General features: G+C 36.7%; 22 protein-coding genes. 4 read left to right on the top strand and 18 right to left on the bottom strand.

Annotated features, from left to right (window positions below):
• Window positions 1-46 precede the first annotated feature (46 nt).
• Window positions 47-2266 (bottom strand): outer membrane protein assembly factor BamA, encoded by a 2220-nt coding sequence (bamA, locus tag Sdiek1_RS01335; RefSeq protein WP_192866759.1) that lies wholly within the window; start codon window positions 2264-2266, stop codon window positions 47-49.
• 148 nt (window positions 2267-2414) lie between these two features.
• Between bamA and Sdiek1_RS01330 the strand changes: the two genes are divergently transcribed.
• Window positions 2415-3242, top strand: coding sequence for a prephenate dehydrogenase (locus tag Sdiek1_RS01330; protein WP_087437546.1), 828 nt, complete (start codon window positions 2415-2417; stop codon window positions 3240-3242).
• Here Sdiek1_RS01330 and Sdiek1_RS01325 read toward each other — a convergent pair.
• The 12 genes from Sdiek1_RS01325 to Sdiek1_RS01270 form a co-directional block, all read right to left on the bottom strand.
• Window positions 3225-4646, bottom strand: coding sequence for a BatD family protein (locus tag Sdiek1_RS01325; protein ID WP_087437545.1), 1422 nt, complete (start codon window positions 4644-4646; stop codon window positions 3225-3227). The genes Sdiek1_RS01330 and Sdiek1_RS01325 overlap by 18 nt on opposite strands.
• Window positions 4630-6222 carry a VWA domain-containing protein gene (locus Sdiek1_RS01320; protein ID WP_087437544.1) on the bottom strand — a complete coding sequence of 531 codons (1593 nt, stop codon included), beginning with the start codon at window positions 6220-6222 and terminating at the stop codon, window positions 4630-4632. Before Sdiek1_RS01320 ends, Sdiek1_RS01325 begins: the two co-directional genes overlap by 17 nt.
• Entirely contained in the window at window positions 6213-7121 is a 909-nt protein-coding gene (locus Sdiek1_RS01315) for a VWA domain-containing protein (RefSeq protein WP_161491964.1), read from the bottom strand. The genes Sdiek1_RS01320 and Sdiek1_RS01315 overlap by 10 nt, the downstream gene beginning before the upstream one ends.
• Window positions 7108-7485, bottom strand: a complete 378-nt coding sequence (locus Sdiek1_RS01310) for a hypothetical protein (protein WP_087437542.1) — start codon at window positions 7483-7485, stop codon at window positions 7108-7110. Before Sdiek1_RS01310 ends, Sdiek1_RS01315 begins: the two co-directional genes overlap by 14 nt.
• A complete protein-coding gene (locus tag Sdiek1_RS01305; RefSeq protein ID WP_087437541.1) occupies window positions 7485-8321 on the bottom strand; it encodes a DUF58 domain-containing protein in 837 nt (278 codons plus the stop codon). The genes Sdiek1_RS01310 and Sdiek1_RS01305 overlap by 1 nt, the downstream gene beginning before the upstream one ends.
• Before the next feature lie 3 nt (window positions 8322-8324).
• Window positions 8325-9272, bottom strand: a complete 948-nt coding sequence (locus Sdiek1_RS01300) for an AAA family ATPase (RefSeq protein WP_087437540.1) — start codon at window positions 9270-9272, stop codon at window positions 8325-8327.
• 30 nt (window positions 9273-9302) lie between these two features.
• Complete coding sequence (locus tag Sdiek1_RS01295; protein ID WP_087437539.1) at window positions 9303-10295, bottom strand: beta-ketoacyl-ACP synthase III; 993 nt, start codon at window positions 10293-10295, stop codon at window positions 9303-9305.
• A gap of 9 nt (window positions 10296-10304) precedes the next feature.
• Window positions 10305-11297 carry a phosphate acyltransferase PlsX gene (plsX, locus tag Sdiek1_RS01290; RefSeq protein WP_087437538.1) on the bottom strand — a complete coding sequence of 331 codons (993 nt, stop codon included), beginning with the start codon at window positions 11295-11297 and terminating at the stop codon, window positions 10305-10307.
• Window positions 11298-11450, bottom strand: a complete 153-nt coding sequence (gene rpmF / locus Sdiek1_RS01285; RefSeq protein WP_041956166.1) for a 50S ribosomal protein L32 — start codon at window positions 11448-11450, stop codon at window positions 11298-11300. It abuts the gene before it with no gap.
• 1 nt (window position 11451) lies between these two features.
• Window positions 11452-11820 (bottom strand): DUF177 domain-containing protein, encoded by a 369-nt coding sequence (locus Sdiek1_RS01280; RefSeq protein WP_087437537.1) that lies wholly within the window; start codon window positions 11818-11820, stop codon window positions 11452-11454.
• A 5-nt stretch (window positions 11821-11825) separates the two neighbouring features.
• The gene (ndk, locus tag Sdiek1_RS01275) at window positions 11826-12239 is read right to left on the bottom strand and encodes a nucleoside-diphosphate kinase (protein ID WP_087437536.1); all 414 of its coding nucleotides are present in this window, start codon (window positions 12237-12239) and stop codon (window positions 11826-11828) included.
• A gap of 142 nt (window positions 12240-12381) precedes the next feature.
• Complete coding sequence (locus tag Sdiek1_RS01270; protein ID WP_041956163.1) at window positions 12382-12666, bottom strand: DUF362 domain-containing protein; 285 nt, start codon at window positions 12664-12666, stop codon at window positions 12382-12384.
• Between the two features lie 394 nt (window positions 12667-13060).
• Between Sdiek1_RS01270 and Sdiek1_RS14895 the strand changes: the two genes are divergently transcribed.
• From Sdiek1_RS14895 to Sdiek1_RS01260, 3 genes are all read left to right on the top strand, one after another.
• Window positions 13061-13687 (top strand): Cache 3/Cache 2 fusion domain-containing protein, encoded by a 627-nt coding sequence (locus Sdiek1_RS14895; protein WP_192866758.1) that lies wholly within the window; start codon window positions 13061-13063, stop codon window positions 13685-13687.
• Window positions 13684-15030: a methyl-accepting chemotaxis protein gene (locus Sdiek1_RS01265; protein WP_238099080.1), complete on the top strand. Its 1347-nt coding sequence runs from the start codon at window positions 13684-13686 to the stop codon at window positions 15028-15030. The genes Sdiek1_RS14895 and Sdiek1_RS01265 overlap by 4 nt, the downstream gene beginning before the upstream one ends.
• 108 nt (window positions 15031-15138) lie before the next feature.
• A complete protein-coding gene (locus Sdiek1_RS01260; RefSeq protein WP_087437535.1) occupies window positions 15139-15735 on the top strand; it encodes a peroxiredoxin in 597 nt (198 codons plus the stop codon).
• 50 nt (window positions 15736-15785) lie between these two features.
• On the opposite strand, the gene Sdiek1_RS01255 is transcribed toward Sdiek1_RS01260, so the two are convergent.
• The 5 genes from Sdiek1_RS01255 to fliF all read right to left on the bottom strand — a co-directional run bounded on the left by Sdiek1_RS01255 (window position 15786) and on the right by fliF (window position 21709).
• Complete coding sequence (locus tag Sdiek1_RS01255; protein WP_087437534.1) at window positions 15786-16202, bottom strand: Fur family transcriptional regulator; 417 nt, start codon at window positions 16200-16202, stop codon at window positions 15786-15788.
• Window positions 16203-16297: 95 nt separating this feature from the next.
• Window positions 16298-18130 carry a 1-deoxy-D-xylulose-5-phosphate synthase gene (dxs, locus tag Sdiek1_RS01250; RefSeq protein ID WP_087437533.1) on the bottom strand — a complete coding sequence of 611 codons (1833 nt, stop codon included), beginning with the start codon at window positions 18128-18130 and terminating at the stop codon, window positions 16298-16300.
• A gap of 15 nt (window positions 18131-18145) precedes the next feature.
• Window positions 18146-18952 carry a flagellar assembly protein FliH gene (gene fliH, locus Sdiek1_RS01245; protein WP_087437532.1) on the bottom strand — a complete coding sequence of 269 codons (807 nt, stop codon included), beginning with the start codon at window positions 18950-18952 and terminating at the stop codon, window positions 18146-18148.
• 1 nt (window position 18953) lies between these two features.
• A complete protein-coding gene (fliG, locus tag Sdiek1_RS01240; protein WP_226372275.1) occupies window positions 18954-19982 on the bottom strand; it encodes a flagellar motor switch protein FliG in 1029 nt (342 codons plus the stop codon).
• Window positions 19979-21709 carry a flagellar basal-body MS-ring/collar protein FliF gene (gene fliF / locus Sdiek1_RS01235; RefSeq protein WP_087437530.1) on the bottom strand — a complete coding sequence of 577 codons (1731 nt, stop codon included), beginning with the start codon at window positions 21707-21709 and terminating at the stop codon, window positions 19979-19981. Before fliF ends, fliG begins: the two co-directional genes overlap by 4 nt.
• Between the last annotated feature and the right edge of the window lie 3 nt (window positions 21710-21712).

Below are 21712 nucleotides of genomic sequence, written 5' to 3'. Positions count from 1 at the left end.
GTATGAAGATTTAGGGGAGTTTTTCAACTCCCATTATCCTATGAGATTAAAATTTTTGTCCGATTGTAAATTCAAAGGAAGCTTTTTTATCGCCTGTTTCATCCATAACGGGTTGAGAGAAGACTAAGCCAATAGGGCCAAGTGGTGAAATCCACTCTAATGCTACACCTGTACCACCGCGCTTGATATCGAGATTATCTTCACCAATCATACCATAGTCAAAGAAAATTGCTCCACGCATTTTTAGTCTTTCAACCAATGGGAAGCTGGCCTCTACAGTATTAACAAGCATTGTGTTACCACCAATCAAAATATCTTTACCAGGTAGTTTTGGCGAAAGTGAATTTGACTCGTATCCACGAACTGTTCTGATACCACCCATATAGTATTTTTCACCATAAGAGTATTTTTCATCTGCTGAGTTGATAGCAAGGTATTTAAACTGTGCTTTGTATCGTAAAATAAGATCATAATCAATCAGATCTTGTAAGCCATAATAGGTTGCAAATTTATTAACACTGCTCATAAACTTTTCATCACCACCCAATCCTGCAATCTCTAAACTGGAACTTGCAGCAATACCGCTACGTGGAAGATAATAATCATCCGTATTGTTAAAAGAAATACCAGGAACAACAGAACTTTTAATCGTTGTTTCGTCTGTCCATAATTGACCTTTATATTCTTGAAGCTCATTAGTTAAATTTGAAAGCTTACCCTGCTCTATGATGTAGCCGAGTGATACCCCCCAGTTACGAGCAATTTTACGACCTAAAACAACATTAATACCATATTTCTTTTGATCGTAATAATAATAAGAATTGTCTGCCCCGTAAATCTTTCCACTAAGGCTATAGACGGAATCAAACAGACGTGGATTGGCTAAAGAAATTGCACCGTTAAGTTCACTGTCAGATCGCTCTACATCAATACCTGCTCTTAAACCTGATCCAAAGATATTGCCATCGGAAACACTTGCACTTAAAAGAAGTCCATCAGATGAACCATAACCAATACCGCCGCCAATAGATCCAGTAGAAGCTTCTTTAACATTGACGACAATGTCCATTCTATCTTTACTAATACGCTCTTCTTTAATCTCTACATCTTCAAAATAGCCTGTACGTTTGAGTGCTTTTTTTGTATCATCAACATCTGTACGGCTGTACATATCACCGTTGGCTAAGTAAATTTCACGTCGAACAACTCTATCGATTGTTCTACTATTTCCTGAAATTCTGACGTTATTGATATAAACTTTTTCACCAGGCATAACACGATAGGTAATATTTGCAATATGGTTCTCTTTGTCATTTTTAACGTCAGGGGAAACTTTAACGAAGGCGTAACCTTGATCTGCTACTTTAGTCTCAATCAACGTCATATCTTTACGTAATTTTGAGACATTAAAGACTTTCCCATTTTGAAGATTCATCTCAGCAATGACCGCTTGGACATCAATAAATCCTTCTGGTATTTCAATACCAATCGTGCCCACTTTATACTGTTCACCTTCATTGACATTGTAAACCAAATCAGCCGTATAACTATCCAAATATGTTTTTAAGAACGGTTGGCTTACATCACAGTCAAGATAACCTTTTTGCATATAAGTATCTTTAATACGTGCGGAATCATGCTCTATATCACTTGTTCGAAGCTTACCATCATTAAAGCCCCACATCCAAGGTAGCCACTCTTCAGATTTATTGGCAATATTTGGTTCAACATCGTTATAGTTGAGAGCTTTTGAACCGCATAACGTTACTTTTTTAATCACTACATTTTCACCACGATTAATAACAAAGTCAAGGGAAATCGAAAGTTTTTCCCTGAGTGGTGTTGTTTTAGACTCAACAACAGTATCAAAATAGCCTTTATCTTCATAAAACTTGATAATTTTTAGTTTTGAAGCTTCCGCACGCTCAACATCATATACTTCACCTTTTTTGATGCCAATAAGTTTATTTATTTCATCTTTATCACTATCACTAATGCCTACAAGATCAATTTTTGCAATGACAGGTTTTTCTTTGACGTGAACAACAAGAGCGCCTTCGCCTACCTCTTCAATCCAAACATCTTCGAAATAATTTTGTTTATAAAGCGTTTTAACCGCTTTATCGATCTTTTCCATGTCCACAGAATCACCTGCTCTCATGTCGATCATTTCTGAAGCCATCTCAGGAGAGAGGTGGATCAAACCATCAAATTGGAGGCTTTTTAACGGAGCCGCGCACAAAGAAGTCGCAACGACAAGAGACAACGCAGTTATTTTTTTTCATACTGATTAGCCCTAAAATTTATTTTTTTAGATATTTTGAATATAATACCATCTCTAGAATTAAGTGCCTATTAAACCCATAATAAGGCTATTCTTTGATACATAAAGATGTCTAAAATAAGGATTAAAAATGGTTGTTGGAATTGTTGGATTAGGTTTAATGGGAGGCTCTTTAGGATTAGCACTTCAAAATACAAAACTGGTCTCTAAAATTGTCGGATTTGATCATAACTTAAGCCACTGTGAAGAGGCATTAAAACTAGGACTCATTCACGATATTGTCTCTTTCGCTGAAATTAAAACGTGTGATGTTATTTTCCTTGCTATTCCCGTTGGAGGCATTATTAAAGCACTTCAAGACCTAAAAGATGTGCAGGATACAACAACGATTATTGATCTAGGAAGTACGAAAGCGGAAATTGTAGCTTCTGTGCCTGAGTCTATTCGCTCCAATTTTATTGCCGCACACCCAATGACGGGTACAGAAAAATTCGGCCCAAGTGCTGCTATTCAAAATCTCTATCATGATAAAGTAGTTGTTCTGTGCGACACAGACAATAGCAATGATTTACATAAAAATCGTGCCATTCAGATGTTTTCACACATTGGAATGAAAATTGTCTTTATGGATCCCATTTCACATGACGCACATGCTTCGTTTATCTCGCATCTTCCCCATGTTATCAGCTATGCGCTGGCTAACAGTGTTATGGGACAAGAAGATCCTAAGAGTATTTTAGCCCTTGCAGCGGGTGGTTTTCGTGATATGAGTCGTGTTGCTAAAAGTTCACCTCAAATGTGGTCTGATATTTTTAGACAAAATAAAAATAACCTTTTAAGTTCTATTGAGGTTTTTGAGCAAGAGCTTGAAAAATCAAAAAAAATGATTGAAGAAGAGGACTGGAAAGGGCTTGAAGCGTGGATGAGTAAAGCCACAACCCTACACAAGATCCTCTAACAACGTATCAATAGCTTTACGATTAATGGGGTGCTTGCCACCCCTGTAAAGATTGGCTTCAAGTTTTTCTATCCAACAATCCACTGTTTCATTTTGACCTTGATATTTCAATAATTTTTGCAATACATCCCTTTGCTGCATTCTGCGAGGAATAATTTTAATTTTTTTAAAACGATACAGTACCCCTGCCATTAGGATCACTAAAGTGGCACCTCCTAGACCAAAAGCAAAGCTACGTAGATCAAATTGCCATTTTATAGGCATCTCCCTATGAATTTTTTCTTCTTCAGCAACACCTTTTTCTGATTTGGACAGAAGCGTTTCTCCAAGCACTTTAATTGTTTTAGCATCAGTAACAACACTTTCAATATGCTGTTTTAAAGGGTGATAAAAACGTAATTCTAATGGTGCAATTTCAAAAGATTCCTGTGCATTAATGGCAAATTTTTGAACAAATTCACCTTTGAGTTTTTCGCCTTCCATCCATGTCGTTACCTTGGGCGTATCTGTAAAAACAGTTGCATTGGGCAGATTGAGTGTAAAAGGTTCAATATCATCAAAATTACCCTCTCCTGTAATTTTCACAACCACATTTACCGCTTCATTGGGAGCAATTTCTTCTTTATCATTTTGTAAATTTATCGCAAATTCGCCCAGAAGATCAGCACCTTCTAAAGGTTTTACATGTAACGTAAGATCGTTGGAACTAATGCTCTTCCACTGAATTTGATTGGCAAACATCTCACGTGAAGTAACTTGCCTTGCAACCTCAATTTTTGCTGGAACAATGTGTTGTTCTCCACTTTTTTGCGGATAAATCATATATTGAACCGTATGCACAACATTATCACCGTCAACGTGTGGATTATCTTTGCCCACCTCTTTGACCCAAAATCCTTCCAATGTCGGTTTCAAAAAGCGCATATCTACCAAGTTTTCATTTTGATTGCGTTTGAAAATAAAAGAGAGTTTTACCCCTTCATGGCGCATAGGTGTTATATTGGATACTTTCATTTCGAAAGAAAAAGGCTCTTTGCGTGCGCTTGTGGCAACTTTTTGTACGAACGGTAATTGGAGTGGCTCTGTCAACTCTTTTTTGCCATCTACGATGACCTCATATACTGGAATCGTAACATTGCGATCTGGATAAAATGTCACATAATGATCAAGCTGTTTCGTAACAACTCCATTATTCAGCTCGATACTTTGGCGATTTTGATGCGAAACGACTGTAAAACCATCAATCTGATCGATCGCTGGAAATTTAATACTCTCACCTTTAGCGCTTATCACCAATGTAACACTTTCCCCTTGTTCAATAGAAGGTTGCAATAAAAAAGCATGTGCTCCAAAAAGCTTAAGCGTTATGATAAAAAATAGCCCGAAACTACCATGTAATCGCATTATTGTTCTCCATTTTATCGCTTTTATAAAGTATGACTGGTTTTGTTACAGGCTCCTTTTGTATCAGCGCTCGTTCCCATTTTTTGGCTTCTTGCTCATCCATAGGTTTAGGTGAAATTTTATCTTTATTTTTTTCGCTATTGTGATTCTCTTTTTGAGGCTCTTGGTTTTCGTGTTGCGGTGACTCTTCTGGCTGATTTTGTTCTTTTGTCTTTTGATCTTTTTGTTGCTTTAGGTACTCTAAATTATAACGTGTATCTTTGTCTTCTTCTATACTTAACGCTTTTTCATAGACCTTGATCGCATCATCAATTCGCCCCAATTGAGCCAAAGTATTTCCTTTGTTGTGTAATACTTGGCGTTGCAGTGTCTCGTTCTGAATCCCTTCATACAAATATAGCGCCTTCTTATATTGTTTTGCTTTATACAGCGCATTGGCAAGATTGTAAGCAGAAGCATCACTCTGTTTGGAAGCTTTCACATTTTCATACAAGCGCACAGATTCAGCATAAGCAGCTTTTTCATAGGCATTCTTGGCTTGTTCAATTTCCCACCAATCCAAAATACCACTATGCGCAGGAGAAATACCTAAAACTAGCACAATAAGAGGCATTAAACGTTTTACATGTAAAGAATGAAATGCAAAAAAAAGCGCTACTAAAGCCATTCCTAAAAGGTAATAAAAAAGCTCAACTACCTCATAAGGCTGCTCTTTTTGCACGTTTTGCTTTGAAGCTTTCAGTGCAATTTGCTCAATCAACCATGCTATTTCACTCAAATCTCCACTGGTTGCAATGTAAGCGCCTCCTGTTTTCAGTGCCAATTCTTTCATTGTATCTGCTCGCTTAGTGATGACAATATTGCCTTTTTGATCCTTAAGTGCTTCACCTTTTGCGGTGTAAATCATAGCGCCTTGGGTTGTTCCAACAAGCAAGAGATGAACGCGTATCTGCTCTTTTTTAGCAAGCGCAATCGCCTCTTCAATTTTATCACCATCAGCACCATCAGTAATGATCAAAAGATTTTTACTTGTCTCTTTTAACGGTGCCAATACTTTTTTTGCCGAAGCGATGGCAGAAGGAATGGAACTGCCTTCACTGCTGAGTGTTTCGGTACTTAAATGCTTGAGCAAGAAATTTAAACTTGCTCTATCTTCACTCGTTGGAGCAACTAAAAAGCCATCATTTGAGAAGGCAAGCAACGCAAATTTAAAACCATTGAGTTTCTCAAAAATTTTCTGAACAGCAACCTTGGAAAAATCCAAGCGAGAAGGATAAACATCACGCGCTAACATCGAATTTGAAATATCAATCGCAATGGCTAAAGTACTTATTGCGTGTATTTGTAGTGTTGTATCTTTGTTTACATGTAAAGTCGGACGCGCAAGGGCAATAACCATCAAAACAAGCGCTACCAAAAACAACTTAGGTTGTAATGATGCGCTTTTCTTTTCAACTAACAGTTTCTCAAGAATTTCTTCCGATAAGAGTGTATGTTTCGTTTGGTTACAAAGTATTTTCCACCAAAGCGCTAACAGTGGCAGAAGTAGTAAAAAATAAGGTGATTCTAGTTGCATACATTTTGCCTAAACGCAAGCTTGCCATAACCTAAAAGCGTTAAAAATGCTACTAAAAGCGGATATATGTAAAGATACTGATAGTGATATTTCACCGATGAACTCTGTAAACTCTGCTCCATCGCATCAATTTTCGTGTAAATTTCTTCAAGCGTTTTGGCATTATTGGCTTTAAAAAAAGCACCACCACTTTTTTGTGCGAGTAAGCCCAATACACTTTCATCAAACTCACCTTCTCGCCCGATTCCAATGGCATAGACTTTGATTTTTTCACTCTCAAGCGCTCTTAATGCTGCATCGAGAGGAATATTTCCTGTCGTGTTAAAACCATCGGTTAGCAATACGACAACTTTCTCTTTGGCACTATTGTTTTGAAGCAATCGTGTCGCTAAAAAAAGCGCATCATACATGGCTGTTTTTTTTCCCGCAATCCCTTCTTCTAGATTTTGAACAATCATTGAGGCACTCTCATAATCATACGTTAAAGGCGTTGCGACATACGCAAAATCACCAAAGACAATCACCCCGATGTTATCCATCTTTCGCTTCTCAATAAATGCCGACGCCAACTCTTTTGAGAGAACAAATTTACTCTTCATCGTTGTTCGATCAAACATCTCTTTATGCATGGATTCACTCACATCCAACAGAAGCAAAATTGAATGTGAAAGGCGTAGCTGTTCCTCTTTATTTTGAATGATCGGTGAAGCAAGTGCCGTAAAAAGCATACTTATCCCTAACCATTTGAGGATAATTTGCAAACGATTGGTCTTTACATGTAAAGGCAATGAAAGCCAATGAGGCATATAAATGGCACTACGTTTTTCTTTACATGTAAACGCACAAATGACAAAAATAATAATCCCCAAGAAGAGATAAGGATATTCAAATGTCAGCATCATTCATTCCTAAAAATTGTTGCCACAACACTTTTTCTTTGACCTTCAAAGGCGCTTCATACGAACGATATTTATAGTAGGAAAGCTTTTCTTGCAAAGCTTCAAACTGCGCTTTATTGGTATCATCAACCAGCAAAGCACCCCATTGACTCAATGCATAGGCACACTCCTTGGCATCTTCCATACTGACTGTTTTCAAAAATACTAAAGCTTCTTCTTTGGGTGTCAATACTTTTTGTGGAGACTTCATTTTCCAAAGAAACCAACCCAAAATTCCTACAATACACAGTATGATGCTCAAGAATACCATCCATGAATAATCAGGAATGATGACTAAGCCTTTAATATCTTTGAGTGATTCCATTACATTTCTTTTAAAATAGAGGAAAGCTTAATGTAAGGATCTTCGTTTGTATAAAGACTCATCTGTGCAATGCCTTGTTGTTTCAAATAGCTGTCTAGTTGCTGATCAAATCGTTTTTGACGGATGGTATACGCTTTTACCAAACCCGTATCAAGCATGACTTTTTCTTCACGTAAACTTGTCGGGTCTTTAATGTAAAGTGAGCCTAATGCAGTAGGTTTTTCTTCAAAATGATCTCGTATTTTAATCACCACAACCGAATGCTTTTTGGCTATGGCATCCAAAAGAGGCATTTCAAAGAAATCACTAAGGATAAAAAGTAAAGAAGGTTTTTTAATTCTATGGAGCGCATAATCTTGAATAAAATTCCAGTTTAAGTGCTGAGCAATTATGGGGCTCTGAAGTGTTTTATGTGTCGCTTCTCTGAGTATCGCCTCTTTTTTTGAGAGTAAACTCTCATACAGGAGTTTGTCTGATAGAAGCGCTAATGAAAAGAAATCACTATTTTTAATCGCACTAAACCCCAAAAGTGCTACCACTTCAGCCATCAGCTCTTGCTTCATACGATCAATGCCAAAATGTATACTTCCACTCATTAAGCCTAGTACATAAACAGTAATCTCTTTTTCTTCAAAAAAACTACGAAGTTGAATTTGTCCCGTTTTGACACTTTGTTTCCAATCAATACGTTTGACATTATCACCGTACATATAAGGACGAATCTGAGAAAAATCATATCCATCCCCTTCCTTAGAAGAAGAATTAGAACCAACCATCTCACCAAAAAGATGCTTTTTACTACGCGCAATAATGGTATTGTAACTAAGTGTTTGCACGGATCAAGGAAGAGGAATGGTCTCTATAAGTGTATCAATCAGCGTATCGGTACTGATGCCTTGCGCTTCAGCTTCATAACTGAGAATAATGCGATGACGCATAACTTCTTTACTCACACTTGCCACATCAACAGGCGTTACAAAATCTCTGCCTAGCAGCAGTGCATGGGCTCTTGAAGCTTTATGCAAATCAATCGTCGCACGTGGACTTGCTCCAAAACGAATAAAATTTTCCAATTTGTCCAATCCATATGTTTTTGGCTCGCGTGAAGCAAAAATAAGATCGGCAATATAGTTTTCAATTTGTGGGTCGATATGAATTGATTTAAGTTGTTTTTGAAGTGTTAGAAGTGCTGTGCTCTTTAAAACAGTCACAATAGACTCGTGTATTCCAAGTGCCACATTGCGTGCCATGAGTATCTCTTCTTCTTTGGTATTGTAACCCACCAACAGTTTCATCATAAAACGATCCAGTTGTGCTTCTGGTAAACTATACGTTCCAGTTGATTCAATAGGATTTTGGGTGGCTAGGACGAAAAAAGGACGCGGAAGTTTAAGGCTTTGATCTCCAATAGTAACTTGATACTCTTGCATCGCCTCTAAGAGTGCTGATTGTACTTTAGCAGGAGCACGGTTAATCTCATCGGCTAAGAGAAGATTGGTAAAAATAGGCCCTTTTTTGACAACAAATTCACCACTTTTTGGGTTATAAATTTCGGCACCTATAATATCACTGGGAAGAAGATCGGGAGTAAATTGGACTCTTCCAAAGGAAAGCCCTAATGCTTTTGCTAAAGTATTGATCGTTGTTGTTTTAGCAAGCCCTGGGACGCCTTCAATAAGGACATGCCCGTCACAGAGCAGTGCAATAATCAGTGAGTCAATCAGCTTCGAATGACCAACGATTACCTTTGAAATTTCAGACTTTAATGCATGTAAGACTTCCATAATCGTTAACCTTTACGAAGGTATCAAAAAATATTAGTTGCCACCAAACCTTACAAGACCACTAGCCCATGTAAAACCGCCACCAAAAGTATCTAAAAGCATTAAATCGCCTTTCTTGATACGTCCCTCTTCATAGGCGTCATTAATTGCCATCGGTATTGAGGCTGCTGAAGTATTACCATATTTTGCAACGGTTAAAATAGTCTTTTCAATAGGGAAATCAAGCTTTGCGCGAACAGCTTCTATGATTCTCATATTCGCTTGGTGAGGTATGAAATGATCGATCTGTGAAGCAGTGATGTTGTTTTTTTCTAAAATATCAATCACATCATTTGTAAGTGTTTTGACTGCTACTTTATAAACATCATTACCCTGCATTTTGATGTAATTCAGTTTATTATCCAGTGTTTCCTGAGAACAAGGGTATTTCGAACCGCAACCTGGAGTAATTAAAAGGTCTCCATAACGACCATCAGCAGAAGCATGAATATCTAAGATAGCTTCATTTTTATCCTCAGTTACACCAATAATGGCAGCACCCGCACCATCACCAAAAAGAATACACGTTCCACGATCAGTATAATCAACCACGCTACTAATTTTTTCAGCACCAATCAATAAAATGTTTTTCTTTGCACCTGACTCAATAAAAGCTTTGGCCATTGAGAGCATATAGACAAATCCGCTGCATGCAGCACTGATGTCAAAGGCCATCACATCATTGATACCAAGTTTCCCAGCAATGACACATGCCGTAGAAGGCATACAAAAATAGTCAGGGGAAAGGGTTGCACAGATGATCAGATCAATCTCTTCTTTAGCAATGCCTGCACGATCAATGGCTTTTTGAGCTGCTTTGACCCCTAGATCGCTCGTTGCTTCTTCTGCGGATGCAATACGTCTTTCTTTAATACCTGTACGCTTCTCAATCCATTCATCACTTGTTTCAACCATCTTCTCAAGGTCTAAATTACTCAAAACATGGGAAGGGGCATAGCCTCCAATGGATTTTAAAGATGCATACACATTAATCCTTTATTGCTCTAATAGCACTAGTTTTTGCTCAATATCCGTGTTGATACCAGAGCTTGAGAAATTAATCGCTTGATAAATAGCATTTTTGACTGCTTTCGCATTGCTCTTACCATGGCCAATAATGGCACACCCATTAATTCCAATCAGTGGTGCACCACCATATTCTGCATAGTCAACTTGCTTTTTAAGCACTTTGAAAACTTTACGCATAAGCACTGCTCCTGCAATTGCTAATGGTGATCGGCGTACATTTTGTTTGATAATTTTTGTAATAGAATCGGCTACACCTTCACTCGCTTTAAGCAAAATATTTCCTACAAAACCATCACAAACGATAACATCAACAGAACCATCAAAAACATTATTGCCTTCAACATTTCCTACAAAACTCTCAAGCTTTTTAAGTATTGCAAATGCCTCTTTCGTTGTCTCATTACCCTTGCTCTCTTCTTCACCATTAGAGAGGAGTCCTACTTTTGGTTGAGCAATTTTCAGGACATCTTTAGCATATGTCTCACCCATAATTGCAAATTGTGCTAAATGCTCTGCTTTGCAGTCAACATTGGCGCCAACATCTAATACAAGGCTAAGCTTTCCAGGCACGGCTGTCGGCATAATGGTAGCGATGGCAGGGCGTAGAACACCTTTAAGTCTTCCAATGCGAAGCGTGGCTAAACTCATTGTTGCACCACTGTGTCCCATCGAAACAACAGCATCGGCTACTTTATCTTTGACAAGATCAACAGCTTTATAAATAGATGTTTCTTTGCGTTTGAGAGCATTCGTAGCTGCTTCATGCATATCTAAAATATCTGATGCTTCAACAAAAGAGATTTTAGCTAAGTATTCTTGAGGTATAAGAGGTTTGAGAACATTAATGTCCCCGACAAGCAGTGCTTTAAATTGACGCTCTTTAAGCGCCTGAAGCGTACCTTCAACAATAGGAGCGGGACCGAAGTCACCGCCCATCGCGTCAATTGCTATGGTTAGCATTTAGTTTTTATATTCGCCTGTTGTTTTGTTCACTCTATGAGGCATTTTCCATGTTCCATCACTATCTTTAACTGGCATAGGAAGGGTTACTTTGTAGTGTGTTCTTCTTTTTGCGCCTCTGGTTTTACTCACTCTTCTCTTAGGTACAGCCATTTTATTCTCCTTTTAGTTGTTCACATTGTCCACAATAGTGGTAATCGCTTTTGAAAGCTTCAATTTCACCTTGAAGTATTGAATCAAGATCAATCGAACCATCAAAAAATTCTATTATATTTAAAAGTTCTTCGCCCTCTTGATCTTCGTAAAGACCTTCTTGTGCAAAGACTTCAACACGCTCATTTACCGTTAATTCAAAATTTTCGCCACATCGGTCGCACAAATGAGGAAGTGTTCCTTCCAATTGACCTGTGCATTTCACCATTGTTTTGTCTATTTTTAACGCTTCACCAAAAAATTTAATTTCATCCAGAGATGTTTCAAAATGAATCCCAGTTGTGGGAACTTTTTTGAATTCAATCTTCATTGGAATTAGAGAATTTCTCTTCTAGCAAAAAAGAAATTAATTTCGTTTTTTGCATTTTCTAAACTATCGCTACCATGCACTGCATTTGCATCAATACTGTCAGCAAAATCAGCTCTAATAGTACCTTTTGCTGCTTCTTTAGGATTCGTTGCACCCATAAGATCACGATTTTTAAGAACGGCATTTTCGCCTTCTAGAACCATAACCACAACAGGTCCACTGATCATAAATTTAACAAGATCACCAAAAAATGGTCTACTTGCATGCACTGCATAAAAAGCCTCAGCATCTGCTTGACTAAGTTGGACTTTTTTCATCGCTGCAATTTTTAACCCATTTGATTCAAATCTGTCAACAATTTTACCAATAACATTTTTTGCTACTGCATCTGGTTTAATAATGGATAATGTGTTCTCCACAATCCTCTCCTATATATAATTGAATTTCATAACTTTGTAGGGAATTAGAACGTGGGAGTATAGCAGAATTTTTTTTTTAATATCAATTAAATATTATTTTAAATCATAGAAAGGCAAAGAGGGTTTCCCCTCTTTGTGGTTATTATTCAGCGCAAGGCGTTGTGCCTTTTCGCATATCTGCACTGATCTCGTCACGACTTGGTTGTCCTGCATATGGAGCGTCCCATACGATACAGCCTTCAGTTGGGCAAGCTTCAGCACATGCTGGAGCATCATGATGTCCTACACACTCAACACATTTGTCAGCATAGACATAATAGATATCTGCACCTGTTGGGTTATCACTATCGTCTACAATTGCTTCTACCGGGCACTCATCAATACAGGCACCACATGCAATACAAATATCAGTAATTTTTACTGCCATAATTTCTCCTCAATTGGTATTTTATACTAACGAAAAACTATATCCAAACTAAATTAAAATTGATATTAAACCCAAATTACTAGTTAAAAACTAACAAACGGTTTAATTTAGCCAGTTCAACCTGGAACCTTCTTTCTGACCAAGACGCTTTGTATCAAAATCTTTTATCAAAGAAATCTTACATTAAATTCGTAGCATGAAAATAGCTTAGAATAAAAAAATAAGGATAAATAAAAATTTCTAGATAGAGCTATTTTAATTTATTGAATCGCTTATTAATGTTTAAATTTTTAAAAGGTAAACAAATATTTAACTTTTATGTTTCTTGTTTAACTTTTCCAAAGGGTTTTTTTCATACTATATATTTAAATATACATTATATATGGAGATATAAATGAATTCATTAGCTAAAAAAGTAACCATTTTACAGGTATTGATCGTTTCTTTTGCAATTTTTGCTTTTATCTTTTACATCAATTTTTATCTGAGTAGCTACATTAAACAAGAAACAGAACAAAAGATTACTGCAAATCTTACGGGATTAGAGCAAACAGTAAACGTTTATAATAGTGCGCTTGAGGATACTGCCATCAAGCTTTTTACTGTTTTTGAATCAGAATTTAGTCATTTTCATATAAATGTGAGTGAAAAAATTATGGTTCATGGTGTTGAAACACCTTTAATTGCGGCTGATGGCTATACATTAAATAATAACTTTGCCAAAGTAGACGCATTTACAAATCTCACGGGTGCTGTTGCTACTATCTTCGCCTTTCATGGTGATGACTTTGTTCGTGTTTCAACATCGCTGAAAAAAGAAGATGGATCACGTGCTATGGGAACGATGTTAGGAAAAACAAGCCCAGCATATGAACCTATTATGAAAAAACAAAAATATATTGGAAGTGCAAGGCTTTTTGGTCAAAATTATATCACCGTTTACGCACCCATTATCGAAAATGACAAAACTGTAGGAATTTTATTTATCGGCTACAATTTTACCGAAGGCTTAAAGCATTGAAGCAACAAATCAATGGTATGAAAATTGGAGAAAATGGTTATTTTTATGCGATCAATACTAAAAGTGAATCCTATGATATTCATCCAAAAGTTGATAACGCTAAGATTGCTTCTGATCTTGATAAACAAATTTTAGTACAAAAACAAGGAATGCTCCATATTCAAGAAGAGGGTGAAGCCAAAATTGTCAGCTTCCATCCCTTCAATAAATGGAATTGGATATTAGTTGCTAAAGCAAACGAAAAAGATTTTCAAGCTGCTAATGATAAACTAAGAAACAATCTTATTATCACTTCTTTCATTATGACACTTATTATTGTGGTTATTATCTGGACGCTTATTAATCAAATTATTACAAAACCTCTTAATAATCTTATAGAAAAAGCAAGAGATCTTTCTAGTGGAAATGGCGATCTTACGCGCCATTTGGAAATTAAAGGAAATGATGAAATAGCACAGGCAAGTGAACAAATTAATTATTTTATTGAAAAAGTACGCATTCTTATTTGTAATGCAAAATCACTTTCTAGCGAAAATTCTTCCATTTCGCATGAATTATCCACAACTTCATTACAAGTTGAAAAACTTGTTGAAAAATCAACAACTATTGTTTTAGATACAACAAACCAAGCCAATCAAGTACGTGAAGATATGACTATTTCTATTGACCAAGCAAAAAATAGTAAAGATGATATGACAAAAGCGAATAGCGCACTTAAAATAGCTAGTAATGCTGTTATTACGCTCACTGAAGAGATACAAAAAAGTTCAGTAACAGAGATTGAGCTTGCACAAAAACTTAATCAACTTAGCACCGATGCAGAACAAGTTAGAAGCGTTTTAACAGTCATTAGTGACATTGCGGATCAAACGAATCTTTTAGCGCTGAATGCCGCTATTGAAGCCGCACGTGCTGGTGAACATGGACGTGGTTTTGCGGTTGTTGCAGATGAAGTACGTAAGCTGGCGGAACGCACTCAAAAAAGCCTTGTAGAGATCAATGCAACCATTAATGTCATTGTACAATCTATTGTTAATTCCAGTGAACAAATGAGTCATAATTCACAGAAAATAGAAGAATTAGCCAATACAGCTCAAAAAGTTGAAAATAGTCTCCAAGAAAGTTTTGTCATTATTAATGAAGTGACCAAAATTACAGAAAATACAGTTAACAGCTATCTTCAAACAGGAGATGAAATTGAAATTATGATTCATAAGATAGGAGAAATTAACAAAATTTCAATGGAAAATAGCCGTAGCGTTGAAGAAATTGCAGGTGCTGCTGAGCATCTAAGTAAAATGACTGAGAACCTTAATCATAAACTAGGAGAATTCCGAACTTAATTTGGATAAAAGCTTACTGGGTAAAATTAGTCTTATTAATTAAAATATTTTTTTCTATTTAATTGTATAATTTCTGTATCAATAAAAATTCTCAATAAAAGGATAATTATGTTAGTAACTAATAAAGCTCCTGACTTTACCGCAACTGCTGTTTTAGGTGACAATCAAATTGTCGATAATTTTAATCTCTATGAAAACTTTGGATCAAAAGGAACTGTTCTCTTCTTCTATCCGCTTGATTTTACATTTGTATGTCCTTCTGAAATCATTGCATTTGATAAAAGATTGGAAGAGTTTAAAAACCGTGGTATTAATGTTATTGGCGCATCTATCGATTCACAATTTTCCCATTTTGCATGGAAAAATACCCCTATTAACCAAGGTGGAATTGGTCAAGTAAGGTTCCCTTTAGTGGCTGATATTACCAAACAAATTTCTCGTGATTATGATGTTTTATTAAATGGTAGTGTTGCATTGCGTGGTTCATTCTTGATCGACAAAGATGGTACTGTAAGACATGCGGTTATCAATGATTTACCTCTTGGAAGAAACATCGACGAAATGCTAAGAATGATTGATACAATGCTCTTTACCAACGAATATGGTGAAGTATGCCCAGCAGGTTGGCAAAAAGGTGATAAAGGAATGACAGCAAGCACAGCAGGTGTTGCTGATTATCTAGCGCATAACTCTGATAAACTTTAATCTATAAAGAGAAGAGAGATTATCTCTCCTCTCTTTATTTTCTTTGATAACTACTTCTTTTTACAAACAGAACATTCTCTTACTGTTGCAATCACATCCATTCGATCAATTTTAACGTCTTTATTAGTTTCTAGTATCGTTTGATACTCAAATAAACTTTGGTCATAATCAACATCTTCAATGGAACCACACTGTTGACAAACAAGATGAATATGTGGTTTAGAATAGATATCATAACGCATTTTCCCCTCAGCCGTATTGACTTCAATAACCACACCTTTTTCTTTAAGTGTTGCAAGATTTTTGTACACTGTCGCTAAAGACATAGATGGATTCTCTTTTTTAAGTGCATTATAGAGATCATCAATGGTTGGATGTCCCTTTTTATCTAACTCTTTAAGAACAGATATTCTTTGGGGTGTTGCTTTAAGCTCTTTGGTTTTAAGAAGATTGATAAAATCATTCATACTCTATTCCCCCCTTCCCTTTATAATCTTTTTTGAATGATTCCATATTATAGATCAATTTTTCCGAAAATAAATTAACTAATATTTTTTATTAATTACTCTATATCTTCCAAAATCTTTCCTGCTAATTGTTCAATGGTAATACCCAATCTATCTTCTACTAAATGTGTTGCCCCATGTGTAATAAAAGCATCATCGTACTCAAATGTTTTGATCTTTACATGTAAAGTATTTTTCTCTTTTAATGCCATTAAAAGGGAACCAACACCACCTATTTTTGCACTATCACTAAAGACATACCATGTTTCATACTTCAGTGCTAATGAAATTAACAAGGATTCGTCCAAAGGTTTTGCAAAGCGTAAATCGACGATGGCTGCATCAATCCCTTTTTCAGATAAAATTTTTGATGTAGCAACAGCTTTACCAACACCACTACCATAACCTAGAAGTAATATTTTACTATCTCCCTCTTTGAGAAGCTGTGCTTTGCCATATTCAAAAGGTTTGGATTCAAACGCATCACACGATAAGAAGCTTCCTCTGGGGTAACGAATAGCTAAAGGTCCTTGATGTTTATAAGAATATCGAATTGCTGCATGCATTGCTTTTTCATCTCTTGGAGCCATCAAGGTCATATGTGGAATAACACTCAAATAAGAGATATCAAAAGCACCTTGATGCGTCTCACCATCTTCTCCTACAATACCTGCTCTATCAATGGCAAAAACAACGTTTAAATTTAAAATAGAAGCATCGTGAATAACTTGATCGTAAGCTCTTTGCAAAAAAGTGGAGTAAATAGTAATGTAAGGTTTAAATCCCTCTTTTGCCATTGCACACATAGATGTTACGGCATGCTGTTCCGCAATGGCTACATCCCAAAAACGATTAGGATAGGCTTGAATTAGTGGGCTTAGTCCTGTTCCACTTGGCATGGCAGCAGTAACTCCTACAACATTCTCATGTTGTTTTGCTAAATCCATAAGTGCCTCTGAGTACATCGTGGTCGCATTTTTACTCACACCTTTTTTGAGAGCTTCTCCACTAGCTACGTCAAAAGGACCGACGCCATGCCACTTCTCATAGTACCCCTCAGCCATTTCGTAGCCTTTCCCTTTAAGGGTCTGCGCATGAATAATGACGGGTTTTTTTAAGCCTTTTGCCGATTGCATCGCACGAATAAGACTCTCTAAATTATGACCATCAATGGGCCCAATATAGTCAATTCCAAGCTCTTCAAACAAAATACCTGGCGTAATAAGTTTAAAACTCTCTTCAAACTTCTTTGCCATATAGGTTGCGCTCTCTGGTAAATATTGTAAAATTTGTTCAGTTGTTTTTTTAATCTTTTGATAAAAATCACCTGCCATGGCACTGGACAAAAATTTACTAATGGCACCAATGGGTTTTGAGATACTCATTTTATTATCATTCAAAATAATGATCACCGGGTATCTACGATCGCCTAACTCATTGAGTGCTTCATAAACCATACCCGCACTCAATGATCCATCCCCAATCAATGCTACGGGTACACGTTTGTATTGTTCACCTTTTAATGCTATTGCTTTTGCCGCACCTACAGCTAGTGAAATTGAAGTTGAGCTATGCCCTGCAACAAAATAGTCATAAGGAGATTCATCAGGTCGTGTGTAGCCGCTGATACCATCAAGTTCACGAAGTGTATCAAAACGATCCCAACGGTCTGTAATCAATTTATGGGTGTAGGCTTGATGACTGACATCAAAAATGAAAGGATCATTTTTGATGTCAAAAACATAGTGCATCGCAACAATGAGCTCAACAGCACCTACATTACTGCTGAGATGCCCTCCATTTTTACTGACTGTTTGAATAATTTTTTGCCTAATTTGTTCACAATATTCGTTTAATTCTTCAATAGAACATTCTCTTAATTGTTTCATGGCTTCCAGTACTTCTTAATTTTCTTGTAATAGATATTTTACTTTTTCTAGGCGCATTGCTAAATTACCATCTAAATTGCCTACATCGCTTAAAATGACTACGCCGCCCAATGTTATGGCATCATCTGAGGTTACTTTAATCTTTTCGTCTTCTGCATAAAGCTCTTTGAGAGCCTCTAAGTCTTTTGGATTTACCCTAAGTTCAATTTTGATTGCATCTTTTACCTCTTGAAGTAGTGCTTTTGAAAGCGAAGCTGCAATTTTAGAACTTGATATACTCACCTCTTTTTTGATAACCTCTTTGGCAATTTCAAAAGCGGTAACACTCATATCTGTCTCAACCTTAGCTAATCGCTCTTCTAAACTTTTATAGAGTGTATCCAAATGACCAATTGATTTCAAATAACGTGTCTTCATTTCTGCAACAGCAACTTCAGCCTCATCTTTAGCTTTTTGATATCCCTGTGCATAAGCATTTTCTCGCTCACGAGTCAACTCTTCATTGAGTCTGTTATTAAAATCTTGTTCTTGTTTTTCAATCTGAATTTGAAGTTTAACTACATTTGTGGTTAACTCATCTGTTTTTTTGAGTAACTCTTCAATAAACTGATTTTGTGTTCCTTCTTCAATGCGTGCAATATTGATTATTTCATCACTCACAGGCATTGACTCTGGATCATACATACTTTCTTGTGTGTATTCTTCGTTTACATGTAAAGGAACAGCAGAAGCTTCTGGAGTTGAGCCTAATACCTTAAACCGATACGGCTTGACTGAGTGATCATCCACCCTATCTTTATCGATAATATTTTCTGTTACCATGTTAACCTATCATCTCTTCAGCTTCACCGATTTGGAGAATGCCTTGTTCTGCTAGTTTTTGAACTTCCTCAACAATCTTTCGTTGAGACTCTTCCACATCCTTAACGCGTACAGCTCCCAAGAAATTCATCTCTTCCACAAAAGCTTCTTGTGCACGTTGTGACATATTTTCAAAGAATTTTTTCCTTAACTCCTCTGCTGAACCTTTGAGCGCAACCATCAAATCACGCTTATCAGCAACTTTGAGAATTTCACGAACGGCATTACCATCCAGTTTCATAATATCTTCAAACGTAAACATCATATCTTTAATGACAGAAGCTAGTTTCTCATCTGCTTGCTCAATATACGCAATAGTGGTTTTAGAAGCTTTTTGACCCAATCGGTTAAGGATTTCAGCCACGGCCCTTGGACCACCCACTTCAACCTTGTAAGAAGTTAGAGATTCTAGTTTATTTTCTAAAACAGCCGATACTCTTTTGACAACAGAAGGCGATATTTCACCTAAATTTGCCATTCTGATTGTCACTTCACTTCTCAATTGATCCGGAAAGAAAGAGAGTGTTTCAGCCGCACTGGTTGCATCCATGTGTGCTAAAATAAGAGCAACTGTTTGAGGGTGTTCATTGATAATAAAATCACCTAACTGTTGAGGCTTAATTTGAGAGAGATAACCAAAACTTTGAGAATTTTCCATGGATTTAGAGAGTTTGTCAAGAATTTTTTGAGCACCCTCTGCCCCAAAGGTACGATACAAAATTTCTTTCGCATACTCCATACCGCCACTTCTAATATATTGGTTGGATTGTAAAATAACATAGAACTCTTCAAGTACAGCATTCGCTACCGCTTTATCAATATTTTTTGCGGTTGCTATAAACTTGGAAATATCGGTTACAACGTCTATCTCCATATGAGAAAAAAGATTGGCAGTAGAATCCTCACCCAATTGAATGAGCAGAATTGCTGCCTTCTCAGCCATTGTAAGTTCATTGTAAAGGGTTTTTTGTTCTTCAGTAAGTTTCATTATGATAGATCCTTAGAGCTATTTTTGCCGCCATCATAATCGCCTTCATTGCGAATCATAGACTGTAAAAGCGATGCAAATTCTTCACTTTTTTGCTCTGCTAAATGTTTTAGTTTTTCTAATAAAACATCATACTTCAAAGCTTCTTCATTAAAGTCTTGACCAATGCCTAATTGATCTTCAACTTTTTTACGTGCTTGTCTAAATTTCTCTAAAGTATCCTCAGCGCCCTCTTCCTCTGCTGCTGCAATTGGTTCAATTTCATCCTCAAAATCATCCAATTTTGTTTCAACCATTTTGTGACTGAAAGGAATAATAACTTTCTTGTAAAATACAAAGAGCAAGATGCCAACAATGATATATTTTAGCAACGGAACCAATGGTCCCATATAATTAGAAACCTTATCCATCAAATCTTTCGTAGGAGCGCGAGTGCCATCACTTGAAAGTGGCTTAAACTCAAAGTTACTCACTGTAACTTCATCACCTCGTGTTTGATTATACCCTACTGTTTGTTTCACAACATCACGAATAGCATCCATCTGTTCTTTGCTAAGCGCGGCGTATTCTAATTCGCTTTTCTTTTTTCCATTACTGTCTACACCATATTTATAGGCACCATCTACAACAACAGCCGCTGTTAAACGTTTAATTTTAGCAAACTCATCTTTGGAATTAACGACCTTTTTAGAAATCTCATAATTCGTTGTAGTAGAGCTTTTTGATACGTTTCGGCCTTTTTTAGTACTCTCTAATCCTTGCACTGGACCAATGTTACTGATAGCACCTGGTACTCCTCCAACGTCTTGCGGCTCTTTCCCTTCACGCTTTTCTTCAACACTCTGCTCGCTTCGAGGTACAGAATTGGGATCATACGTTTCGCTAACATAATCTTGTTGTGAAAAATCGAAATCGATGGTCACTTTTGCATTCACTTTATCAATTCCACCAATAACAGGTGCTAAAACATTGATGATCTTTTGCTCTACATTATGTTCAAACTCTTTTTTATAGCGCATTTGACTTTTAACCAGTTCACCTTGGAACATGTTACTCTGATCATCCCCCAATGGTTCACCATCTTGATTCACGATAGAAACATTCTCTGCAGTCAAATTAGAAATAGAAGCCGCAACAAGATTTTTAATACCAATAATTTGTTTAGCGGAAAGATTCATACTTGGACGAATATTTAAAACAATCGAAGCTGTAGGAGCGGCTTGTTTTTGGGCAAATACCGTCTCTTTAGGAATTGCAATATGCACACTTGCATTGGCAATGGGTCCAAGACTTTCAATTGTACGCGCCAATTCACCCTCAAGAGCTCGAACGTATTTTATCTTTTGCTCAAAATCAGTAGCACCAAATTCAGCTTTATCAAAAATTTCAAAACCAACTTTACTATTCTTAGGAATTCCCATGGCAGCAATGGCGATGCGCTCTTTATGAACAACATCACTAGGAACTGCAATCGTACCTTCATTAACAACTTTATAAGGAATTTTTTCTTTTTCAAGTTGCTGAATAATGAGCGCAGAATCACCAGCCGTTGTGTTTTCAAAAAGAACACTATAACCACTGCCTTTAGTTGAAGTTGAATTTTTGTAGAGCGTCAGAAACACTAAAAAACCGATGAGGACAACAATCGAAACTGCTGCCACAATTCTTTGACGTAGTGTCAAGTTTTGTATCAGTGTCGCTATTTGATTTAAAAGTGTTCTAAGCTCCATTTA

It is taken from the genome of Sulfurospirillum diekertiae, assembly GCF_002162315.1.
GTDB lineage: Bacteria > Campylobacterota > Campylobacteria > Campylobacterales > Sulfurospirillaceae > Sulfurospirillum.
Note: the sequence above shows the minus strand (reverse complement) of the source record. Positions and strands in the feature narration are given on the sequence as shown.

Coding starts and splice junctions, on each gene's coding strand:
- fliF (WP_087437530.1), bottom strand. CDS start 21,709: ATGGAGCTTAGAACACTTTTAAATCAAATAGCGACACTGATACAAAAC.
- Sdiek1_RS01315 (WP_161491964.1), bottom strand. CDS start 7,121: ATGCTGACATTTGAATATCCTTATCTCTTCTTGGGGATTATTATTTTT.
- rpmF (WP_041956166.1), bottom strand. CDS start 11,450: ATGGCTGTACCTAAGAGAAGAGTGAGTAAAACCAGAGGCGCAAAAAGA.
- Sdiek1_RS14895 (WP_192866758.1), top strand. CDS start 13,061: ATGAATTCATTAGCTAAAAAAGTAACCATTTTACAGGTATTGATCGTT.
- Sdiek1_RS01255 (WP_087437534.1), bottom strand. CDS start 16,202: ATGAATGATTTTATCAATCTTCTTAAAACCAAAGAGCTTAAAGCAACA.
- Sdiek1_RS01280 (WP_087437537.1), bottom strand. CDS start 11,820: ATGAAGATTGAATTCAAAAAAGTTCCCACAACTGGGATTCATTTTGAA.
- Sdiek1_RS01260 (WP_087437535.1), top strand. CDS start 15,139: ATGTTAGTAACTAATAAAGCTCCTGACTTTACCGCAACTGCTGTTTTA.
- Sdiek1_RS01310 (WP_087437542.1), bottom strand. CDS start 7,485: ATGGAATCACTCAAAGATATTAAAGGCTTAGTCATCATTCCTGATTAT.
- fliH (WP_087437532.1), bottom strand. CDS start 18,952: ATGGTAACAGAAAATATTATCGATAAAGATAGGGTGGATGATCACTCA.
- Sdiek1_RS01270 (WP_041956163.1), bottom strand. CDS start 12,666: ATGGCAGTAAAAATTACTGATATTTGTATTGCATGTGGTGCCTGTATT.
- Sdiek1_RS01320 (WP_087437544.1), bottom strand. CDS start 6,222: ATGCAACTAGAATCACCTTATTTTTTACTACTTCTGCCACTGTTAGCG.
- Sdiek1_RS01330 (WP_087437546.1), top strand. CDS start 2,415: ATGGTTGTTGGAATTGTTGGATTAGGTTTAATGGGAGGCTCTTTAGGA.
- plsX (WP_087437538.1), bottom strand. CDS start 11,297: ATGCTAACCATAGCAATTGACGCGATGGGCGGTGACTTCGGTCCCGCT.
- dxs (WP_087437533.1), bottom strand. CDS start 18,130: ATGAAACAATTAAGAGAATGTTCTATTGAAGAATTAAACGAATATTGT.
- Sdiek1_RS01325 (WP_087437545.1), bottom strand. CDS start 4,646: ATGCGATTACATGGTAGTTTCGGGCTATTTTTTATCATAACGCTTAAG.